Source organism: Nocardia sp. CA-135398, assembly GCF_050955845.1.
Classification (GTDB): Bacteria; Actinomycetota; Actinomycetes; order Mycobacteriales; family Mycobacteriaceae; genus Nocardia.
In genome coordinates this window covers 4183524-4198843 of sequence record NZ_CP192084.1, presented here as the reverse complement: position 1 = coordinate 4198843, position 15320 = coordinate 4183524, and the positions used below count along the sequence as shown (strand labels likewise).

Here is a 15320-nt window from a genome sequence, read left to right as displayed (position 1 = left end):
TGCATCCTCAGCGCAGTTCGGCGCGGGTGACCAAAGAGAAAGAGCGCCGACGCGGCACCGCCACATTGCGACGCCGATCAGCGAGAACGCTTGGGGCGCTTATCCATCAGCCGCAGGATGAGGGGTGTGAAGATGAGTTGCATGGCCAGCTCCATTTTGCCGCCGGGGACGACGATGCAGTTGGGGCGGGACATGAAGGAGTCGTGCAGCATCGATAGCAGGTAGGGGAAGTCGATGACCTTGGGGTCGGCGAAGCGGATGACGACGAAACTTTCGTCGGCGGTGGGGATGGTGCGGGCGATGAAGGGGTTGGAAGTGTCCACGGTGGGGACGCGCTGGAAGTTGACGTAGGTGTGGGAGAACTGCGGGCAGATGTATTTCACGTAGTCGGGCATGCGGCGCAGGATCGTATCGATCACGGCCTCACTGGAATAGCCGCGCTCGGTCTTGTCCCGGATCACCTTCTGGGTCCATTCGAGGTTGACGATCGGCACCACTCCGACCAGCAGATCCGCGTATTGCGCCACATTCACCGAATCGGTGACGGCAGCGCCGTGCAATCCTTCGTAGAACAGCAGGTCGCTGCCCGGTGTCAGATCCTCCCACGGCGTGAAGGTGCCTGCCGGTTGCCCATAGGGTTTGGCTTCCGACTCGTCGTGCAGGTATTTCCGCACCGAACCGACGCCGGTCTCACCGTAATCCCGGAACAGCGTCTCGAGCTCTTTCAGCAGATTCGCCTCCTCACCGAAATGCGAGAAGGTGCGATTGTGGTTCTGTTCCGCCTCGGCCATCGCCAGCTTCATCTCGTTGCGGTCATAGCGATGGAACGAATCCCCCTCCACGATCACCGCATTGATGCCTTCGCGGCGGAATATCTCCTGAAAGGTCCGCGTGACACTGGTCGTGCCCGCACCGGAGGATCCGGTAATGGCGACGACGGGATGTTTGACCGACATGACACCTCCTCGATTCAGCGCCCGGCCGGACGGAACAACGACCGCGACCCGAACAGCGAACTGTCGAAACTGGGCCCTTCCTCGGGCTCGCTGTGATAGCGCTCGATCCGCGCGACCTCATTGCGCGAACCGAAGATCAGCGGCACCTGCTGATGCACCTGTTCCGGCGCCACTTCCAGCACTCGATCCCCGCCGGTGGTCGCCCAGCCCCCGGCCTGTTCGACGATGTAGGCGATCGGATTCGCGCCGTAGAGCAGCGACACCCGCCCCGGCCGCCGAGTGTCGTACGGATACAGGTAGACCCCGCCGCGGGTCAGGATGTGGAAGGTATCCGCGACCAATGACGCGACCCAGCGCATATTGAAATCCCGCCCCCGCGGCCCGTCCACACCGTCGAGACATTCGTGGACATACCGTCGCACCGGCCGTTCCCAGAACCGCTCATTGGCGGCATTGATCGCGAATCCCGAAGTATCCTCCGGGATTCGCATTCGCGGATGGGTCAATACGAATGCCCCGATCTCCCGGTCCAGGGTGAATCCGTCTACGCCGCTGCCGGTGGTGAGCACTAGCATCGTCGCCGGTCCATACAGCGTGAAACCCGCGCAGACCTGCCGTACGCCCGGCTGCAGGAAGTCCGCGGTACTCGGCGCGGCGTTATCCGGTGCCCGCAGCACACTGAAAATCGTTCCGACAGGCAGGTTCACATCGATATTCGAGGATCCGTCCAATGGATCGAAGGCGAGCAGATACTTGCCGCGCCGGTGCACGTCGGGCACGGGATGGATATCGGTCATCTGCTCCGATAACAGCGCCGACAGATGCCCCGTCCATTGGGTCTCGGCCACCATGATGTCATTGGCGATGGCGTCGAGTTTGCGGTGCACCGTCGGCGGCAGGTTATCGGGTTCGGAGGCGCCCAGTGAGCCGACAATGGCACCCCTGGTCACCTGATTGGCGATGATTTTCGTCGCGGTCGCGACGACATTCACCAGAGCGGAGAATTCACCGGAGGATCCGGGATGCCGGTGCTCCTCCTCGATCGTGTATCGGGTGAGGGTCTTCAGTCCTTCTGGCATGAGTTCTCGATCTCGTCACGCGGGCGCCCGTGCGGTCGGCCCATCCGGCTGCTGTCCTGCCCCGAAAACGCTGCTGCCGTACACATCTCGGTCGGTCAGCGTGATCAGGTCGGTCTTGGTGAGCGGTCGCCGCAGCTCGACCAGCCGTTTGGCCTGCCGTAACCGGCAGCGGTCCAGCGCATTGCGCACGCTGCGCGCATTGGAGAATCGGGGCCGTGTCATCCGCAGTGTGAGATATTCGCCGAACGCGGCATAGCCCGGATCGTCGAACCGGAAATTGTCCCGTGCCACCATGAGTTCGGCGATGCGCGCCAACTCACCGTGGGTGTAGTCGCCGAATTCCAGATGATGGGCCACCCGCGAGGACAGTCCAGGATTCGCGGAGAAGAATTTCTCCATCCGGTCCGGATAACCCGCGAAGATCACCACCAGGCTGGTCCGTTCGCTCTCCATCTCCTGCAACAGGATTTCGATGACTTCCTGTCCGTAATCGCGTTCGTTCTCCGGCCGGAACAGGTAGTAGGCCTCATCGATGAACAGCACTCCGCCGGCCGCCTTGGCCAGCGCCTCCTTGGTTTTGGGTGCGGTGTGTCCGATGAACTGTCCGACCAGATCGTCCCGGGTTACGGTGTGCACCTTGGGTTTACGGATATAGCCGAGCGTGTGCAGCATCTCGGCCATGCGCAGGGCGACGGTGGTCTTGCCGGTGCCGGGTCCGCCGGTGAAGCTCATATGCATGGTCGGCCGGGAGGCCTGCAGACCGAAGCGCTGCCTGGCCCGATCGATCAGCAGCAGCGCCGCTATCTCACGCACTCGCCGCTTCACATTCGCCAGACCGACGAGTTCGGCATCGAGCCTGGTCAACACCTCCGCAACGTCGTTGCCCGCGATATCGGTGGACAGATCCAGCACCGCGTCCTCGCCCAGCAGTTCCTCCGGCGCGGCCTCCGCGGGCACCGCCCGCACCGGCCTGCCGTCGTCGACACCGGGCCGGTGCAATCGGAAACCGCTTGCCGCGCTCGACTTTTCAGCCGCCATACCGGGTACCCGGCCGTTCGTCGGTGGCATAGGAGTGCAGACCGTAGCTCTGGCGCCGGTCCGGTCCCTCGGTGCGGGTCAGCACGAATCCCGGCTCGTCGACGGGACGCTGCACCAGGAAGCTCAGCGCGGTGGTCTGCCTGCCGTAGCGGGCATCGTAGGCGAGCACCCGAATGTAGTGTCGCGGAAAGGTATTGCGACATGCGTCGATCTCGGCGAGCACGCCGTCGGGCTCGTCGAGATCGAACAGCGGCAGCCCCCACATTTCCCAGTAGGCGTTGCGGGGGTGCGGATCATCGGTGTATTCGATGGACACCGGCCAGTTGTTGAGCAGGGCGTAGCGCACCTGGGCCGCGATTTCGGCGTCGGTGAGTTCGGGCAGATACGAGAAGGTTCCATGGCGCAGATACATGTGCGTGGTCCTGTCGTTCAGCGGCTGGCCGTTGGCACGGCATCCGGCGCGTCGGTGGAGGTGTAGTCGAAGGTGACATCGCCCCAGGTCGACAGCGCGACATCGAGCGGGCGGCAGCTCTCGGCGGCCTTGCGCAGCACATCCGGACCTTCTTTCAGCAGATCACGACCCTCGTTGCGGGCCTTGACCACCGCCTCCAGCGCCACCCGATTCGCCTCGGCTCCCGCGGCGATGCCGAGCGGATGTCCGATGGTGCCGCCGCCGAATTGCAGGACCACGTCATCGCCGAAAAGATCGAGCAGCTGGTGCATCTGGCCCGCATGAATGCCGCCGGAAGCGACCGGCATGACACCGCCGAGGCTGGCCCAATACTGGTCGAAGAAGATGCCGTTGCCCGGATTGGTGGGAATGTGGTTCTCCCGCAACGTGTCGTAGAAGCCCCTGGTCGTCGCCGGATCGCCCTCGAGCTTGCCGACCACGGTGCCCGCGTGCAGGTGGTCGACGCCGATCAACCGACACCATTTGGCCAGTACCCGGAAGCTCACGCCGTGGGTCTTCTGCCGCGTGTAGGTGGAGTGCCCGGCCCGGTGCAGGTGCAGCAGCACGCCATTGCGCCGCGCCCAGTGCGACATCGACTGCATGGCGGTGAAGCCAACCGTCAGATCCATCATGATCACGACGCTGCCCAGCTGTTTGGCGAACTCGGCGCGTTCGTACATATCCTCCATGGTCGCCGCGGTGACATTGAGGTAGTGGCCCTTGATCTCACCGGTTTCGGCCATGGCGCGGTTGACGCCCTCCATGGCGAACAGATACCGGTCGCGCCAACGCATGAACGGCTGGGAGTTGATGTTCTCGTCGTCCTTGGTGAAATCCAGGCCGCCCTTGCACGCCTCATAGATCACCCGGCCGTAATTCCGTGCGGACAGACCGAGTTTCGGCTTCACCGTCGCACCCAGCAGCGGCCTGCCGTATTTGTTCAGGTACTCGCGTTCCATGACGGTGCCGTGCGGCGGACCCTGGAAGGTTTTGACGTAGGCCACCGGAATTCGCATATCCTCCAGGCGCAGTGCCAGCAGCGGCTTGAAGCCGAAGACATTGCCGATGATCGAGGAGGTGAGATTGGTGATCGAACCCTCTTCGAAGAGGTCGAGATCGTAGGCGATATAGGCGAAGTACTCCCCGGGGCGGCCGGGAACCTCATCGATGCGATAGCACTTGGCCTGGTAGCGGTCGTGCGCGGTGAGACGGTCGGTCCATACGACAGTCCATGTGGCAGTGGATGATTCGCCCGCGACGGCGGCCGCTGCCTCGATCGGATCCACACCCTTCTGCGGGGTCACGCGGAAGACGGCGAGGACGTCGGTGTCTTTGGGGACATAGTCCGGGGCGTAGTAACCCATCGAGGCGTAGGAGTGGACACCCGGATCCCAGCGGTTGGGTTCGGTTTCGTCGGTCATCATTGCTCCGCTCGTTTTGCGGGTGATCCGCGCTCGGGAGATGTTGCGCGAGGCACCCGCGCCCGGATTTCGAGCAGGACACCTCGGCTCGGGTGTTGTGCGGGATGCTGCGCCTGAGACGTGGGGTGGACGCCTACTGAGTTCAAGGATGACGGCGTTGTCGATGACAAACAATTTGATTGTTCCTCGGAATACTCAACGGATTCATTGAGTTTGATACCGTCGAATCGTGGGTATGGTGAGTGCGGCGAGGATGGAAACATTCCTGGCCGTGGCCCGGCAGGGCAGCATTCGCCGCGCCGCCACCCAGCTGCACATCACCGAGGCCGCCGTCTCCGCGGCGGTCGCGCACGTCGAAAAGCAGCTCGGGGCAAAGCTGATCGCGAAGGCCGGGCGCGGTATCGCGCTCACCGAGGCCGGGCGCATCTACTCCGAATACTGCCGCACCATCCTCGGCCTGATGAAAGAGGCCAATGCCGCGGTGCGCCGGGCCGAAACCGGCAAGCTGCGGATCGGTGTGGTCGCTACCGCGGGTGAGTATGTGCTGCTCGGGCCGCTGGCGTCATTCCGGAATCGCTATCCGGATATCGAACTGAGCCTGTCGGTGCATCCGCGCGACGTGCTGTTCCTCGAATTGCACCACCACGAAACGGATCTCGTCATCGCGGGTCGCCCACCGCGGGACACCGGACTGGTCATCCGCGCTCGTCGCCCGAGCCAGCTCGTGGTCGTCGGCGCGCCCGGCTGCCCCGACCCGCTGCGCAGCACCTGGCTGCTACGCGGTCGCGGCTCCGGCACCCGCGACGCCACCCTCAGCCTCATCGATCGTCTGGAGATCTCGCCGTCCACGCTCACTCTGGGCAGTCACGGCGCCGTCCTGGCCGCCGCCCGTGAAGGCTTGGGCGTGACCCTCATTCACACCGACGCTCTGGCCCAAGATCTGGAATCCGGTCTGCTGCACGTACTTCCGGTCGAGGGCACGCCCATGGACCGTCCATGGCACGCCGTAACCACACGCACCCCGACCCCCACTACCCGGCTGTTCCTCGCCCACATCCTCGATCCCGCCGAAGTAGGCAACCACGCCTTCCACCCCGGCTAGCACCCCCGGGCGGTGGAGTCCGGGGGCACGACACCCGGACTCCACCCGACTGGCGATCGACATGATCGCGCAGGTCGTCGGCGGTGAATTCGCCATTCGTCGATTGTGGACCCGATACCGACTCAGCAGCATGTTTCGCTGTTACGAGCCGGTGAATATCGTGTTCCGCCCGGCCGGGTCAACGCTGTGCCAGACTGGCGCGCATGACTGGTGGGGAAGCGTTGATTTCGAATGTGTCCGATACCGCGCGTTGGGTCGCGGCCTACCGCGCGATAGAGACCGGGCGCCAGGATGCGCTGTTCCGTGATCCGCTGGCCGAACGCCTGGCAGGTGAACGCGGATACGCCATGGTGGCGGCCGCGTCGCGGATGATGCGCAACGGCTGGCCGGTCGTGACCCGAACCACGATCATCGATGACCTGATCGCGACCGCCATCGCCGAGGGCTGCGACCGCGTGCTCAATCTCGCCGCCGGGCTCGACACCCGCCCCTACCGCTTGGACCTGCCCGCCGATTTCGTCTGGATCGAGGCCGATCTGCCCGCGCTCACCACGGAGAAGGAGACCGCGCTCGCGGAGGAGAAACCGCACTGTGCGCTGATCCGCCGCGGTGTCGACCTGGCCGATCCGGCCGCGCTCGGGCAGTTCCTGGACTGGGCGCTCGGCCCGCTCGGTCCGGAAAATACCCCCGCCGCAAAGGCTTTGGTGCTCACCGAAGGTCTGCTGATGTATCTGAAAGAGGAGACGGTCCGCACCATCGCCGCCGCCCTCGCCCGGGCGGAGATCCGCTGGTGGGTCATGGATATCACGGTGAAAATGCACCGCATGCGCTCGAGTTCGATGTTCACGAACGCACCCATCGAATTCGAACCCGGCAACGGCGTCGCCTACTTCGAGGATCTCGGCTGGCAGCCCCGCGAAATCGAACACCTCCTCGTGCACGCGCGCAAACTCCACCGTGCACCGTGGTACCTGCGCCCGTTCACCTATCTGCGCCAGCCCGACCCTCGCAAGCCCGGGCGCAACCCCTGGTCCGGAATCGTCCGCTTCGAGCGCGATTGATTCAGAACTGGCTGTGTTGGGAGTCGAAGGTGAGGATGCGCCCGCCGAGCAGGATCTGGGCACCGGCGGCCAGGGTGGTGGGCTGGTTCGGCATGGCGCGCAGCCACTCGTGGTGACCGGGCATCCGGACATAGGTGCCGTTGGCCGAGCCTTGGTCGACCACGGCGACCTCCCATTCGATCAGCCGAATCTCCACATGCGCCCGCGACATCGCGCCGGAATTGTCCGGTAAACGGATCGGCCGCGCACCGCGCCGCACCGCCTCGGCATGTTCGGGTTCGCGCCCGAGGACTATGTCGTTGTCGAGCACGAACGATGTCCCGTCATCGAGCATCAGCAACCCGAGCGGCGGCCGCACCCCCTCGGTCAAAACACAGGTCAACTGGTCCATCCGAATCCCACAGACCGCGCAGAACGACACCCGCGGATCATTCAGATGCTGCCGCGAACACATGAACCCGCGAACGACGGCCCTACCATTCCCGGGCACCGACGCCACCTCGTTGTTCGTCGGCACAACAGGTCCCTGCACGCCGATCTCGGATCGCGACCCATTCTTCTGCAGCCCGATTCGGCGCCGCTCCCCGACGCCCGACACCGCATTCCTGGGCGGCAGGTTCCCCACGCCCATCGCGGACGCGCGCTCCCATGGCGCCGCCGTCCCCGCCGATCCACCCCCGATCGGTGGCCGCACCGCAATTTCCGACCGCGGTTCGACCTCGTCCGACCGATTCGCCACAGGGTCGACGAGTTCGATCGGCCGACTCCGGGGCTCGAGTCGTTCCGCATCCTCGACTCTCTGGACAGCTTGCACACTTTCGGTCGCCAACGCGTCCTTGGACCGGGCGGCCTCGACCTCCGCTTTCACCGACCGGGCACTGGAATTCAGCCGCACCGCGAGTGCGGGAGTCGACGCGGCCGACCCGAACCACAGCACGGCCCCGGCACCGGGCACCATTCCGTCACCGAGTGCGGCGATACCGCGGCCGGGCAGCGCCGATTCGGTAATCCCGTCCTCGTCCACGAACAACCCGATACCGATAGCGGGCGCCGGGATCACCACGCGGTCGACGGTGAACCCGGCATCCCTGCCGCGCAGTATTTCCGCGCGACCCGAGGTCTCCAGCACCGCCGTCACACCGCCGTGCAGGAACAACGCCACGCCCGCCGTGCTCGGGGTGATCACCCCGAATTCCACGTGCTCCTCGTCGTCCAGGCTCATCAACCAGTTGGTGGCAAGTCGTGCGAACCTGCGCCCGGTGCGTGGTTGCTCGGCCGCACCGGCCTCGCGCACCAGCTCGAGCAGCGCCGCCATCGTCTGCGCCGCAGGCGATTCGGCATCGGCGGCAAGTTCCGAACGGTGCGCGACGACGAGCGCGACACCACCACAGTTCGCGATCAGATGCCTACCCCCGGCCAGGACCTCCAGCTGCGGACTCACAGCAATCGCCCACCCTGGAACCGCCACCGATGGAATACCACCCGCATCGGCCCGTTCACGATGAGCCAGAACACGATCCAGGTCACGATGAACTGGATCAGGAATGCTGTCAGCGACGGATGCAACGCGCGTGGCAGCACAATGGTCGTATGGTGCACGAGGACCCACATCAGCGCCGCCTCGTTGAGCACCGTCCAGAAGCCGAACAGCGTGGGCCAGTCCTTCTCCCACCGGAATTGCTGCAGAAAATGGTAGAGCAGTTCCCACAGTACGCCGACGAGCACGGTCGCCAGCAGCACCGACAACGTCACCCGATAGGCATTGCCCAATGACAGCGATCCGGTCGGCAGAACCGGTGTGATGATCACTGCGACCAGCAATCCGATAATGCCGAGCGCGAGTATGCGGGTCTGAATCCGGCCGTTCAAGGTAAGCAGCATCGATCAGATCTTCTTGTTCGTCGCCCACAACCACCATTGCCGAGTCGACCGCAGCGGCCCCATCCGCTGGCAGAAACCCAGTGCCGCAAGGTCGTCCGCGATCTCCTGAGCCGCGATCTGCAACCCGAGGAAGGTGTCCACACCCGGAAACGGTCCACCCAGCGTCGCACTACCGGATGCATACATGCGTCCGCTGCCACTTCGGGTGCCGATCAACTCGAAGGTGGTCGCCACATCCATCCGGCCCACCGGATTGCGCCCGGCACCGGCATGATCCAGCAGATCGGCCAGCAGCCGATGTTCGCGCACATCGGCCTCCAGCCCGGTGCAATCGATGATGTAATCGGCCGAAATGTCGAACGGCTGGGTCGGCGGCGGAAACGGCAGTGCCGCCGTGGGATCCGGCACGATCGTGGTGATCACCCCGCCCTGGCCCCGCTCGGGCCGCAGATCACGCGCGCTGCCCGCCATCACCTGATACCAACCCTCCTTACGTCCGCGACGCAGTTGCGCCTGCCAGTTCGAGCGCACCGGGGTGTTGGTCCCGCCCATCTCCTGGTAGGCCTGCGCGCGCTGCTCCCCTTGCAGCGTGCGCATTTTCGCTTTGAGCTGTCCGCCCCATACCGACTTCGGATAGTTGAAGCCCTGATAGGACCACCCGTCGCCGCCCTTGCGTCGACTGAAAATATTCGGTCCGTGCGCTGCGGCCACATAGTGCCGAAACAGATGCAGGATCTGGGTATTCAGCCGCAGTTTGTCCCGGTCATCGATGAGCCGTTGCAACACCCGACTGGCCACGATCCCGCTGCCGCGGATCATCACCTTCCCCGGCCTGCGCTGTAGTGCCTGATACACGTGTTCATGCGGTTCATACGCATTGACTACCCGCGTGGGATCCCGGTACTTCTCCCGATACTCCTGCAGATCCGGCAACAACTTCAGCCCCGGATACCCCACGCCCACATGCACATACGTACTGCGAAACGCGATCCGCTTGGTCGGGGCCGCACCGGCGGGCGGGGTGAGGACGCTGAAATATCCACCGCCATACCGTTTGCGCACCATGCGCACATGCCCCTTGTGCAACGAACCCGCGTATCCGATCCGATGGAACTCCCGTTCCATCGCGACGAACGCCTGCCCCGCCCGTGGCGTGTAGTAATTGCTGAAGATCGGCTCGGTGAACACATTCCACAGCGGCCGGATCGATTTCTCCGCCAATGCCTCGCGCACCGCATAGGACGGAAAGCCCCAGATGTTGTCCGGTGTCGAGGCCGAGTCGCTGCGCAGTCGCTCACCGCGCGGAATCTGTGATACCCGGGTCAGATACTCATATGACGACCACGGCACCTCCTGCGGCCCGAGCACCGCCATCGCTGCCGCCGCGACGCCGTAGATCCGCAGGGTGTCATAGGTGACGAAGGAGCCGATCCCGCTGCCGATGGTCACGAACGGCACGTCCACCACCGGAATGCCCGCCCGGCCCACCATCTCATCGGTCCACACGTGGGCTTCGACGAGTTCGCCCGTGATATCTCCCCGCATTTTCGGGATGCTACCGGCCCGAACTTGGCAACCGCTTTCGATTACCTTGCCAGCGCACGCATTCCGCACCGCCACCCGGCGACAGCGCGACGCGTGCGGAGCAATCTGCGCCAACCTGCCACGCCGCACCCCCGCCCCGACGTACCATCCCTGCGTGGCCGACGCGATTCGTTCCACCCCACTGCGGGTCCTGGTCTACAGCAACGACGCCGATACCCGGCGGCAAGTAATGCTGGCACTGGGTAGAAACCCGCACCCCGAGCTGCCCACCTTCGAATACCTCGAGGTGGCGACCGCGCCCGTGGTCATCGAGCAGATGGACGCTGGCGGTATCGACCTGGCCATCCTGGACGGGGAATCCGCCCCGGCGGGTGGGCTCGGCATCGCCAAACAGCTCAAGGACGAGATCGCCCAGTGCCCACCGGTTCTGGTGCTCACCGGTCGCCCGGACGATGCCTGGCTCGCGAACTGGTCGCGCGCCGAGGCCGCGGTGGCCCATCCCATCGATCCGATCCGGCTCACCGAAGCCGTCGTCGCGATATTGCACAACCGCTCGGCAGCCTGACCCCATCTGCCCCGATCACCGCATAGTGCCCGCGTCCCGAGGACGCGGGCACTTCGATGTCACGTGACGGCTGCTATCACTTAGCGATCCGACGGGTCGGATTACCCCCGATTCAGTCATAAATAGCAGTCCCGTTTTCGATCAAAGACCCCAATCGAATAAACGGTCGACCCCCCGCGTCGGTTGTAGGCTGTGCCGTAGCTCACATGAGCGCGGGCCTCGATATGACAGACCCGCGCGGTGCGAGCAGGCCATGAGGCGAGTCTGACCGAGGCGGACAACGAAGTCAGCCCGCCTCGGAAGCTGCCGTCATGATTCGACGCCGACCATCACATCCCCGGGCGCCGTCGGGACATGACGCCCAACCGCCAGCTACAGCTCGCAAGGAGGGGAAGTGCAGTCGTGAATATCGAGATGCCCACTCTGGTCCTCGGCGCGGTCGCCGCCGCGTTCGCGGTGTTCTCCGTCATTCTCTCGGCCCTCGTCGGCCCGAAGCGCTACAACCGGGCCAAACAGGAGGCCTACGAGTGCGGCATCGAAGCGACACCGCACGCCGTCGCGGGCGGGCCGGGAAGCGTTACCGGACAACGCTTTCCGGTGAAGTACTACCTCACCGCCATGCTGTTCATCATCTTCGATATCGAGATCGTGTTCCTCTACCCGTGGGCTGTCCACTTCGATGCGCTCGGTCTCTTCGGTCTCGCCGCCATGGCGCTGTTCATCTTCAACGTCTCGGTGGCCTATGCCTACGAATGGCGCCGCGGCGGTCTCAGCTGGGACTGATCGCCCATACGCACTGGCCCACAAGGCATTACGCCGCGTCGGGCCGTACGCACAGTGGAAGTGAGAGTTAGTCGAACATGGGTCTCGAGGAAAAACTGCCCAGCGGCTTTCTGCTGAGCACGGTCGAAGATTTCGCCGGATATCTGCGCAAGGGCTCGCTGTGGCCGGCCACCTTCGGGTTGGCCTGCTGCGCCATCGAGATGATGGCCACCGGCGCAGGACGTTTCGATATCGCCCGCTTCGGTATGGAGGCGTTCCGCGCCTCACCGCGGCAGGCCGATCTGATGATCGTCGCGGGCCGGGTCAGCCAGAAGATGGCGCCGGTGCTGCGTCAGGTCTACGACCAGATGACCGAACCGAAATGGGTGCTGGCCATGGGCGTCTGCGCGTCCTCGGGCGGCATGTTCAACAACTACGCCATCGTGCAGGGCGTGGACCATGTGGTTCCGGTCGACATCTACCTGCCCGGCTGCCCGCCGCGGCCGGAGATGCTGTTGAACGCGATCCTGACACTGCACGCGAAGATCCAGCAGATGCCACTCGGCGTCAACCGCGAGGAGGCCATCCGCGCCGCCGAAGCGGCGGCCCTGGCGTCCACGCCGACCATCCGGATGGAGGGCCTGCTGCGATGACCTTCGACTCCCCCGAAAATACCGAAACCAGGACGCCGCAGGAATTCGTCGACGCCGCGGCCACCGCGGGCCCGGAAGGCACACCGCCGGAAGCGGATTCGGCACCAGCCGAGGTGATCGGCGTACGCCGCGGCATGTTCGGTGTCACGGGCACCGGCGACACCTCCGGTTACGGCCGCCTGGTCCGTCCGGTGACGCTGCCCGGCAGCACCCCGGCACCCTACGGCGGCTACTTCGACGAGGTCGTCACCGAATTGCATGCCGCGCTCGGCGCGGTCGGTGCCCGCTGGGAGACCGTTATCGAGAAGGTGATCGTCTTCCGCGGCGAACTCACCCTGCACGTGCGGCGCGAACATCTGCTGACGGTCGCCAAGGCGTTACGCGACTACGCCGCATTGCGTTTCGAGCTCTGCCTCGGCGTGAACGGCGTGCACTACCCGGACGACGCGGGCCGCGAATTGCACGCGGTCTATCACCTCATGTCCATCACCCACAATCGGCGCCTGCGCGTCGAGGTGTCCGCACCGGATGCCGATCCGCATATCCCGTCGCTGTTCAGCGTGTATCCGACCACCGACTGGCATGAGCGGGAAACCTACGACTTCTTCGGCATCCTCTTCGACGGCCACCCCTCGTTGACGCGCATCACCATGCCCGACGACTGGCGTGGCCACCCCCAGCGCAAGGACTACCCGCTCGGCGGGATCCCGGTCGAGTACAAGGGCGCGCGCATTCCGCCGCCCGACGAGCGGAGGGCGTACAAGTAATGAGCGACATCGACACCCGGCCCGGCGTCCACAACGACACCGGGCCCGACCCCACTGTCGTCACGGTGGCGGGCCAGGACTGGGACGCGGTCACCGAAACCCTCGACGGCGCGGGCGAGGAACGCATCGTCGTCAATATGGGTCCGCAGCATCCGTCCACGCACGGCGTGCTGCGGCTCATTCTGGAAATCGAGGGCGAGACCGTCACCGAGGCCCGCTGCGGCATCGGCTATCTGCACACCGGCATCGAGAAGAATCTGGAATTCCGGAACTGGGCGCAGGGCACCACCTTCGTGACTCGGATGGACTATCTGTCCCCGTTCTTCAACGAGACCGCGTACTGCCTCGGCGTCGAGCGGCTGCTCGATATCGAGGATCAGATTCCCGATCGCGCCACCATCGTTCGCGTCATGCTCATGGAACTCAATCGGATCTCCTCGCATCTGGTCGCGCTGGCGACCGGTGGTATGGAGTTGGGTGCGCTCACCCCGATGCTGTTCGGTTTCCGGGAACGCGAACTGATCCTGGATGTCTTCGAGACCATCACCGGCCTGCGTATGAACCACGCGTACATCCGGCCCGGCGGTCTCGCCCAGGATCTGCCCGACGACGGTGTCGCCAAGGTCCGTGAGCTGCTGAAGCTGCTGCCCAAGCGGCTGCGCGATATGGATCATCTGCTCACCCAGAATCCGATCTGGAAGGCACGCACCCAGAACATCGGCTACCTGGATCTCACCGGCTGCATGGCCCTCGGCATCACCGGTCCGGTATTGCGCTCGACCGGGCTGCCGCACGATCTGCGCAAGTCCGCGCCGTACTGCGGCTACGAGAACTACGAATTCGAGGTGCCCACCACCACCGGCTGCGACTGCTACGGCCGCTATTGGATTCGGGTCGCGGAGATGAAGGAGTCGCTCAAGATCGTCGAGCAGTGTCTGGACAAACTGCGCCCCGGTCCGGTGATGGTGGACGACAAGAAGCTCGCCTGGCCCGCCGATCTGCAGCTGGGTCCGGACGGACTCGGCAACTCCCCCAAGCACATCGGCCGCATCATGGGCACGTCCATGGAGGGGCTCATCCACCACTTCAAACTCGTCACCGAGGGCATTCGGGTCCCGGCGGGGCAGGTATATGTGGCGGTGGAGTCGCCGCGCGGCGAACTCGGTGTGCACATGGTCAGCGACGGCGGTACCCGCCCGTATCGGGTGCACTATCGCGACCCCTCGTTCACGAATCTGCAAGCGGTGGCGGCGATGTGCGAGGGCGGGATGGTCGCCGACGTCATCGCCTCCGTCGCCAGTATCGACCCGGTGATGGGCGGAGTTGACCGATGACCGAGATCCTGTTGAAGCTGTCCACCCGGCCGCAGCCGTTCGCTCCGTATGTGCGCGAGCGACTGGAGATCGATGCCAAGGAGGTCATCGCCCGCTATCCGGAGCCGCGCTCGGCGCTGCTGCCGCTGCTGCATCTGGTGCAGGCCGAGGAGGGCTGCGTCACCGGCACCGGCATCGAATTCTGTGCCGAACAGCTGGGTTTGACCGGCGCGGAGGTCACCGCGGTGGCGACCTTCTATTCGATGTATCGGCGCACGCCGACCGGCGACTATCACGTCGGTGTCTGCACCAACACGCTCTGCGCGGTGATGGGTGGCGATGCCATTCTCGAGGCCCTGCAGCGCCGACTCGGCATCGGGCACGGCGAGACCACGGCGGACGGATCGATCACCCTCGAGCACATCGAATGCAACGCGGCCTGTGATTTCGCGCCGGTGGTGATGGTCAATTGGGAGTTCTTCGATAACCAGACCCCGGAATCGGCTGCGGCACTGGTTGATTCGCTGCGTCGGGGCGAGCAGGTGACACCGACGCGCGGCGCGCCGCTGTGCACGTTCAAGCAGACCGCGCGCATTCTCGCGGGCTTCCCAGACGAACGCCCGGGCGTGCTCGACGGCGCGGCGGGCGAGGCGACGCTGGCCGGTCTGCGGGTCGCGCAGGAACAGAATATGCAAGCGCCGGAACCGAAGCCGGGCGAGGAATGAA

The 15320-nt window shown here is 64.8% G+C and carries 16 protein-coding genes; 8 read left to right on the top strand and 8 right to left on the bottom strand.

Going from position 1 to position 15320, the window contains the following annotated elements; translation table 11 throughout:
- Positions 1-77: 77 nt before the first annotated feature.
- The 5 genes from ACQP1T_RS18205 to ACQP1T_RS18185 are packed head-to-tail and all read right to left on the bottom strand — an operon-like array spanning position 78 to position 4948.
- Positions 78-956, bottom strand: coding sequence for a phosphoribulokinase (locus ACQP1T_RS18205; RefSeq protein WP_433761724.1), 879 nt, complete (start codon positions 954-956; stop codon positions 78-80).
- A gap of 14 nt (positions 957-970) precedes the next feature.
- The gene (locus ACQP1T_RS18200) at positions 971-2035 is read right to left on the bottom strand and encodes a class 1 fructose-bisphosphatase (RefSeq protein ID WP_433761722.1); all 1065 of its coding nucleotides are present in this window, start codon (positions 2033-2035) and stop codon (positions 971-973) included.
- Positions 2036-2050: 15 nt separating this feature from the next.
- Positions 2051-3073, bottom strand: a complete 1023-nt coding sequence (locus ACQP1T_RS18195; RefSeq protein ID WP_433761721.1) for an AAA family ATPase — start codon at positions 3071-3073, stop codon at positions 2051-2053.
- A complete protein-coding gene (locus tag ACQP1T_RS18190; protein WP_062982110.1) occupies positions 3063-3485 on the bottom strand; it encodes a ribulose bisphosphate carboxylase small subunit in 423 nt (140 codons plus the stop codon). Before ACQP1T_RS18190 ends, ACQP1T_RS18195 begins: the two co-directional genes overlap by 11 nt.
- Positions 3486-3502: 17 nt before the next feature.
- Positions 3503-4948, bottom strand: a complete 1446-nt coding sequence (locus ACQP1T_RS18185; RefSeq protein WP_433761720.1) for a form I ribulose bisphosphate carboxylase large subunit — start codon at positions 4946-4948, stop codon at positions 3503-3505.
- A 232-nt stretch (positions 4949-5180) separates the two neighbouring features.
- Here ACQP1T_RS18185 and ACQP1T_RS18180 point away from each other — a divergent pair, with 232 nt between their 5' ends.
- On the top strand, positions 5181-6047 hold the full coding sequence (locus tag ACQP1T_RS18180; RefSeq protein WP_433762241.1) for a LysR family transcriptional regulator: 867 nt from the start codon (positions 5181-5183) through the stop codon (positions 6045-6047).
- Between the two features lie 203 nt (positions 6048-6250).
- Positions 6251-7108 carry a class I SAM-dependent methyltransferase gene (locus ACQP1T_RS18175; RefSeq protein ID WP_433761719.1) on the top strand — a complete coding sequence of 286 codons (858 nt, stop codon included), beginning with the start codon at positions 6251-6253 and terminating at the stop codon, positions 7106-7108.
- Position 7109: 1 nt separating this feature from the next.
- Here ACQP1T_RS18175 and ACQP1T_RS18170 read toward each other — a convergent pair whose 3' ends face one another.
- From ACQP1T_RS18170 to ACQP1T_RS18160, 3 genes are read right to left on the bottom strand one after another with little or no spacing between them, the layout of a single operon-like run.
- A complete protein-coding gene (locus ACQP1T_RS18170; RefSeq protein WP_433761718.1) occupies positions 7110-8549 on the bottom strand; it encodes an FHA domain-containing protein in 1440 nt (479 codons plus the stop codon).
- Positions 8546-8989, bottom strand: a complete 444-nt coding sequence (locus ACQP1T_RS18165; RefSeq protein WP_062982117.1) for a hypothetical protein — start codon at positions 8987-8989, stop codon at positions 8546-8548. The genes ACQP1T_RS18170 and ACQP1T_RS18165 overlap by 4 nt, the downstream gene beginning before the upstream one ends.
- Before the next feature lie 3 nt (positions 8990-8992).
- A complete protein-coding gene (locus ACQP1T_RS18160) occupies positions 8993-10534 on the bottom strand; it encodes a hypothetical protein (protein ID WP_433761717.1) in 1542 nt (513 codons plus the stop codon).
- 154 nt (positions 10535-10688) lie between these two features.
- On the opposite strand from ACQP1T_RS18160, the gene ACQP1T_RS18155 reads away from it, so the two are divergent.
- From ACQP1T_RS18155 to nuoE, 6 genes are all read left to right on the top strand, one after another.
- Positions 10689-11099, top strand: a complete 411-nt coding sequence (locus ACQP1T_RS18155) for an Rv3143 family two-component system response regulator (RefSeq protein ID WP_062982414.1) — start codon at positions 10689-10691, stop codon at positions 11097-11099.
- A 402-nt stretch (positions 11100-11501) separates the two neighbouring features.
- Positions 11502-11882: an NADH-quinone oxidoreductase subunit A gene (locus tag ACQP1T_RS18150; RefSeq protein WP_433761716.1), complete on the top strand. Its 381-nt coding sequence runs from the start codon at positions 11502-11504 to the stop codon at positions 11880-11882.
- Between the two features lie 77 nt (positions 11883-11959).
- Positions 11960-12514 (top strand): NuoB/complex I 20 kDa subunit family protein, encoded by a 555-nt coding sequence (locus ACQP1T_RS18145; protein ID WP_040690435.1) that lies wholly within the window; start codon positions 11960-11962, stop codon positions 12512-12514.
- Positions 12511-13281, top strand: coding sequence for an NADH-quinone oxidoreductase subunit C (locus tag ACQP1T_RS18140; RefSeq protein WP_433761715.1), 771 nt, complete (start codon positions 12511-12513; stop codon positions 13279-13281). The genes ACQP1T_RS18145 and ACQP1T_RS18140 overlap by 4 nt, the downstream gene beginning before the upstream one ends.
- The gene (gene nuoD, locus ACQP1T_RS18135) at positions 13281-14615 is read left to right on the top strand and encodes an NADH dehydrogenase (quinone) subunit D (protein ID WP_433761714.1); all 1335 of its coding nucleotides are present in this window, start codon (positions 13281-13283) and stop codon (positions 14613-14615) included. Before ACQP1T_RS18140 ends, nuoD begins: the two co-directional genes overlap by 1 nt.
- On the top strand, positions 14612-15319 hold the full coding sequence (gene nuoE, locus ACQP1T_RS18130) for an NADH-quinone oxidoreductase subunit NuoE (RefSeq protein ID WP_433761713.1): 708 nt from the start codon (positions 14612-14614) through the stop codon (positions 15317-15319). The genes nuoD and nuoE overlap by 4 nt, the downstream gene beginning before the upstream one ends.
- The last annotated feature ends 1 nt before the right edge of the window (position 15320 follow it).

Bases quoted from the DNA above. Each gene is read 5' to 3' on its own strand.
- ACQP1T_RS18205 (WP_433761724.1), bottom strand. From the start codon at position 956: ATGTCGGTCAAACATCCCGTCGTCGCCATTACCGGATCCTCCGGTGCG.
- ACQP1T_RS18200 (WP_433761722.1), bottom strand. From the start codon at position 2,035: ATGCCAGAAGGACTGAAGACCCTCACCCGATACACGATCGAGGAGGAG.
- ACQP1T_RS18195 (WP_433761721.1), bottom strand. From the start codon at position 3,073: ATGGCGGCTGAAAAGTCGAGCGCGGCAAGCGGTTTCCGATTGCACCGG.
- ACQP1T_RS18190 (WP_062982110.1), bottom strand. From the start codon at position 3,485: ATGTATCTGCGCCATGGAACCTTCTCGTATCTGCCCGAACTCACCGAC.
- ACQP1T_RS18185 (WP_433761720.1), bottom strand. From the start codon at position 4,948: ATGATGACCGACGAAACCGAACCCAACCGCTGGGATCCGGGTGTCCAC.
- ACQP1T_RS18180 (WP_433762241.1), top strand. From the start codon at position 5,181: ATGGTGAGTGCGGCGAGGATGGAAACATTCCTGGCCGTGGCCCGGCAG.
- ACQP1T_RS18175 (WP_433761719.1), top strand. From the start codon at position 6,251: ATGACTGGTGGGGAAGCGTTGATTTCGAATGTGTCCGATACCGCGCGT.
- ACQP1T_RS18165 (WP_062982117.1), bottom strand. From the start codon at position 8,989: ATGCTGCTTACCTTGAACGGCCGGATTCAGACCCGCATACTCGCGCTC.
- ACQP1T_RS18160 (WP_433761717.1), bottom strand. From the start codon at position 10,534: ATGCGGGGAGATATCACGGGCGAACTCGTCGAAGCCCACGTGTGGACC.
- ACQP1T_RS18145 (WP_040690435.1), top strand. From the start codon at position 11,960: ATGGGTCTCGAGGAAAAACTGCCCAGCGGCTTTCTGCTGAGCACGGTC.
- ACQP1T_RS18140 (WP_433761715.1), top strand. From the start codon at position 12,511: ATGACCTTCGACTCCCCCGAAAATACCGAAACCAGGACGCCGCAGGAA.
- nuoD (WP_433761714.1), top strand. From the start codon at position 13,281: ATGAGCGACATCGACACCCGGCCCGGCGTCCACAACGACACCGGGCCC.
- nuoE (WP_433761713.1), top strand. From the start codon at position 14,612: ATGACCGAGATCCTGTTGAAGCTGTCCACCCGGCCGCAGCCGTTCGCT.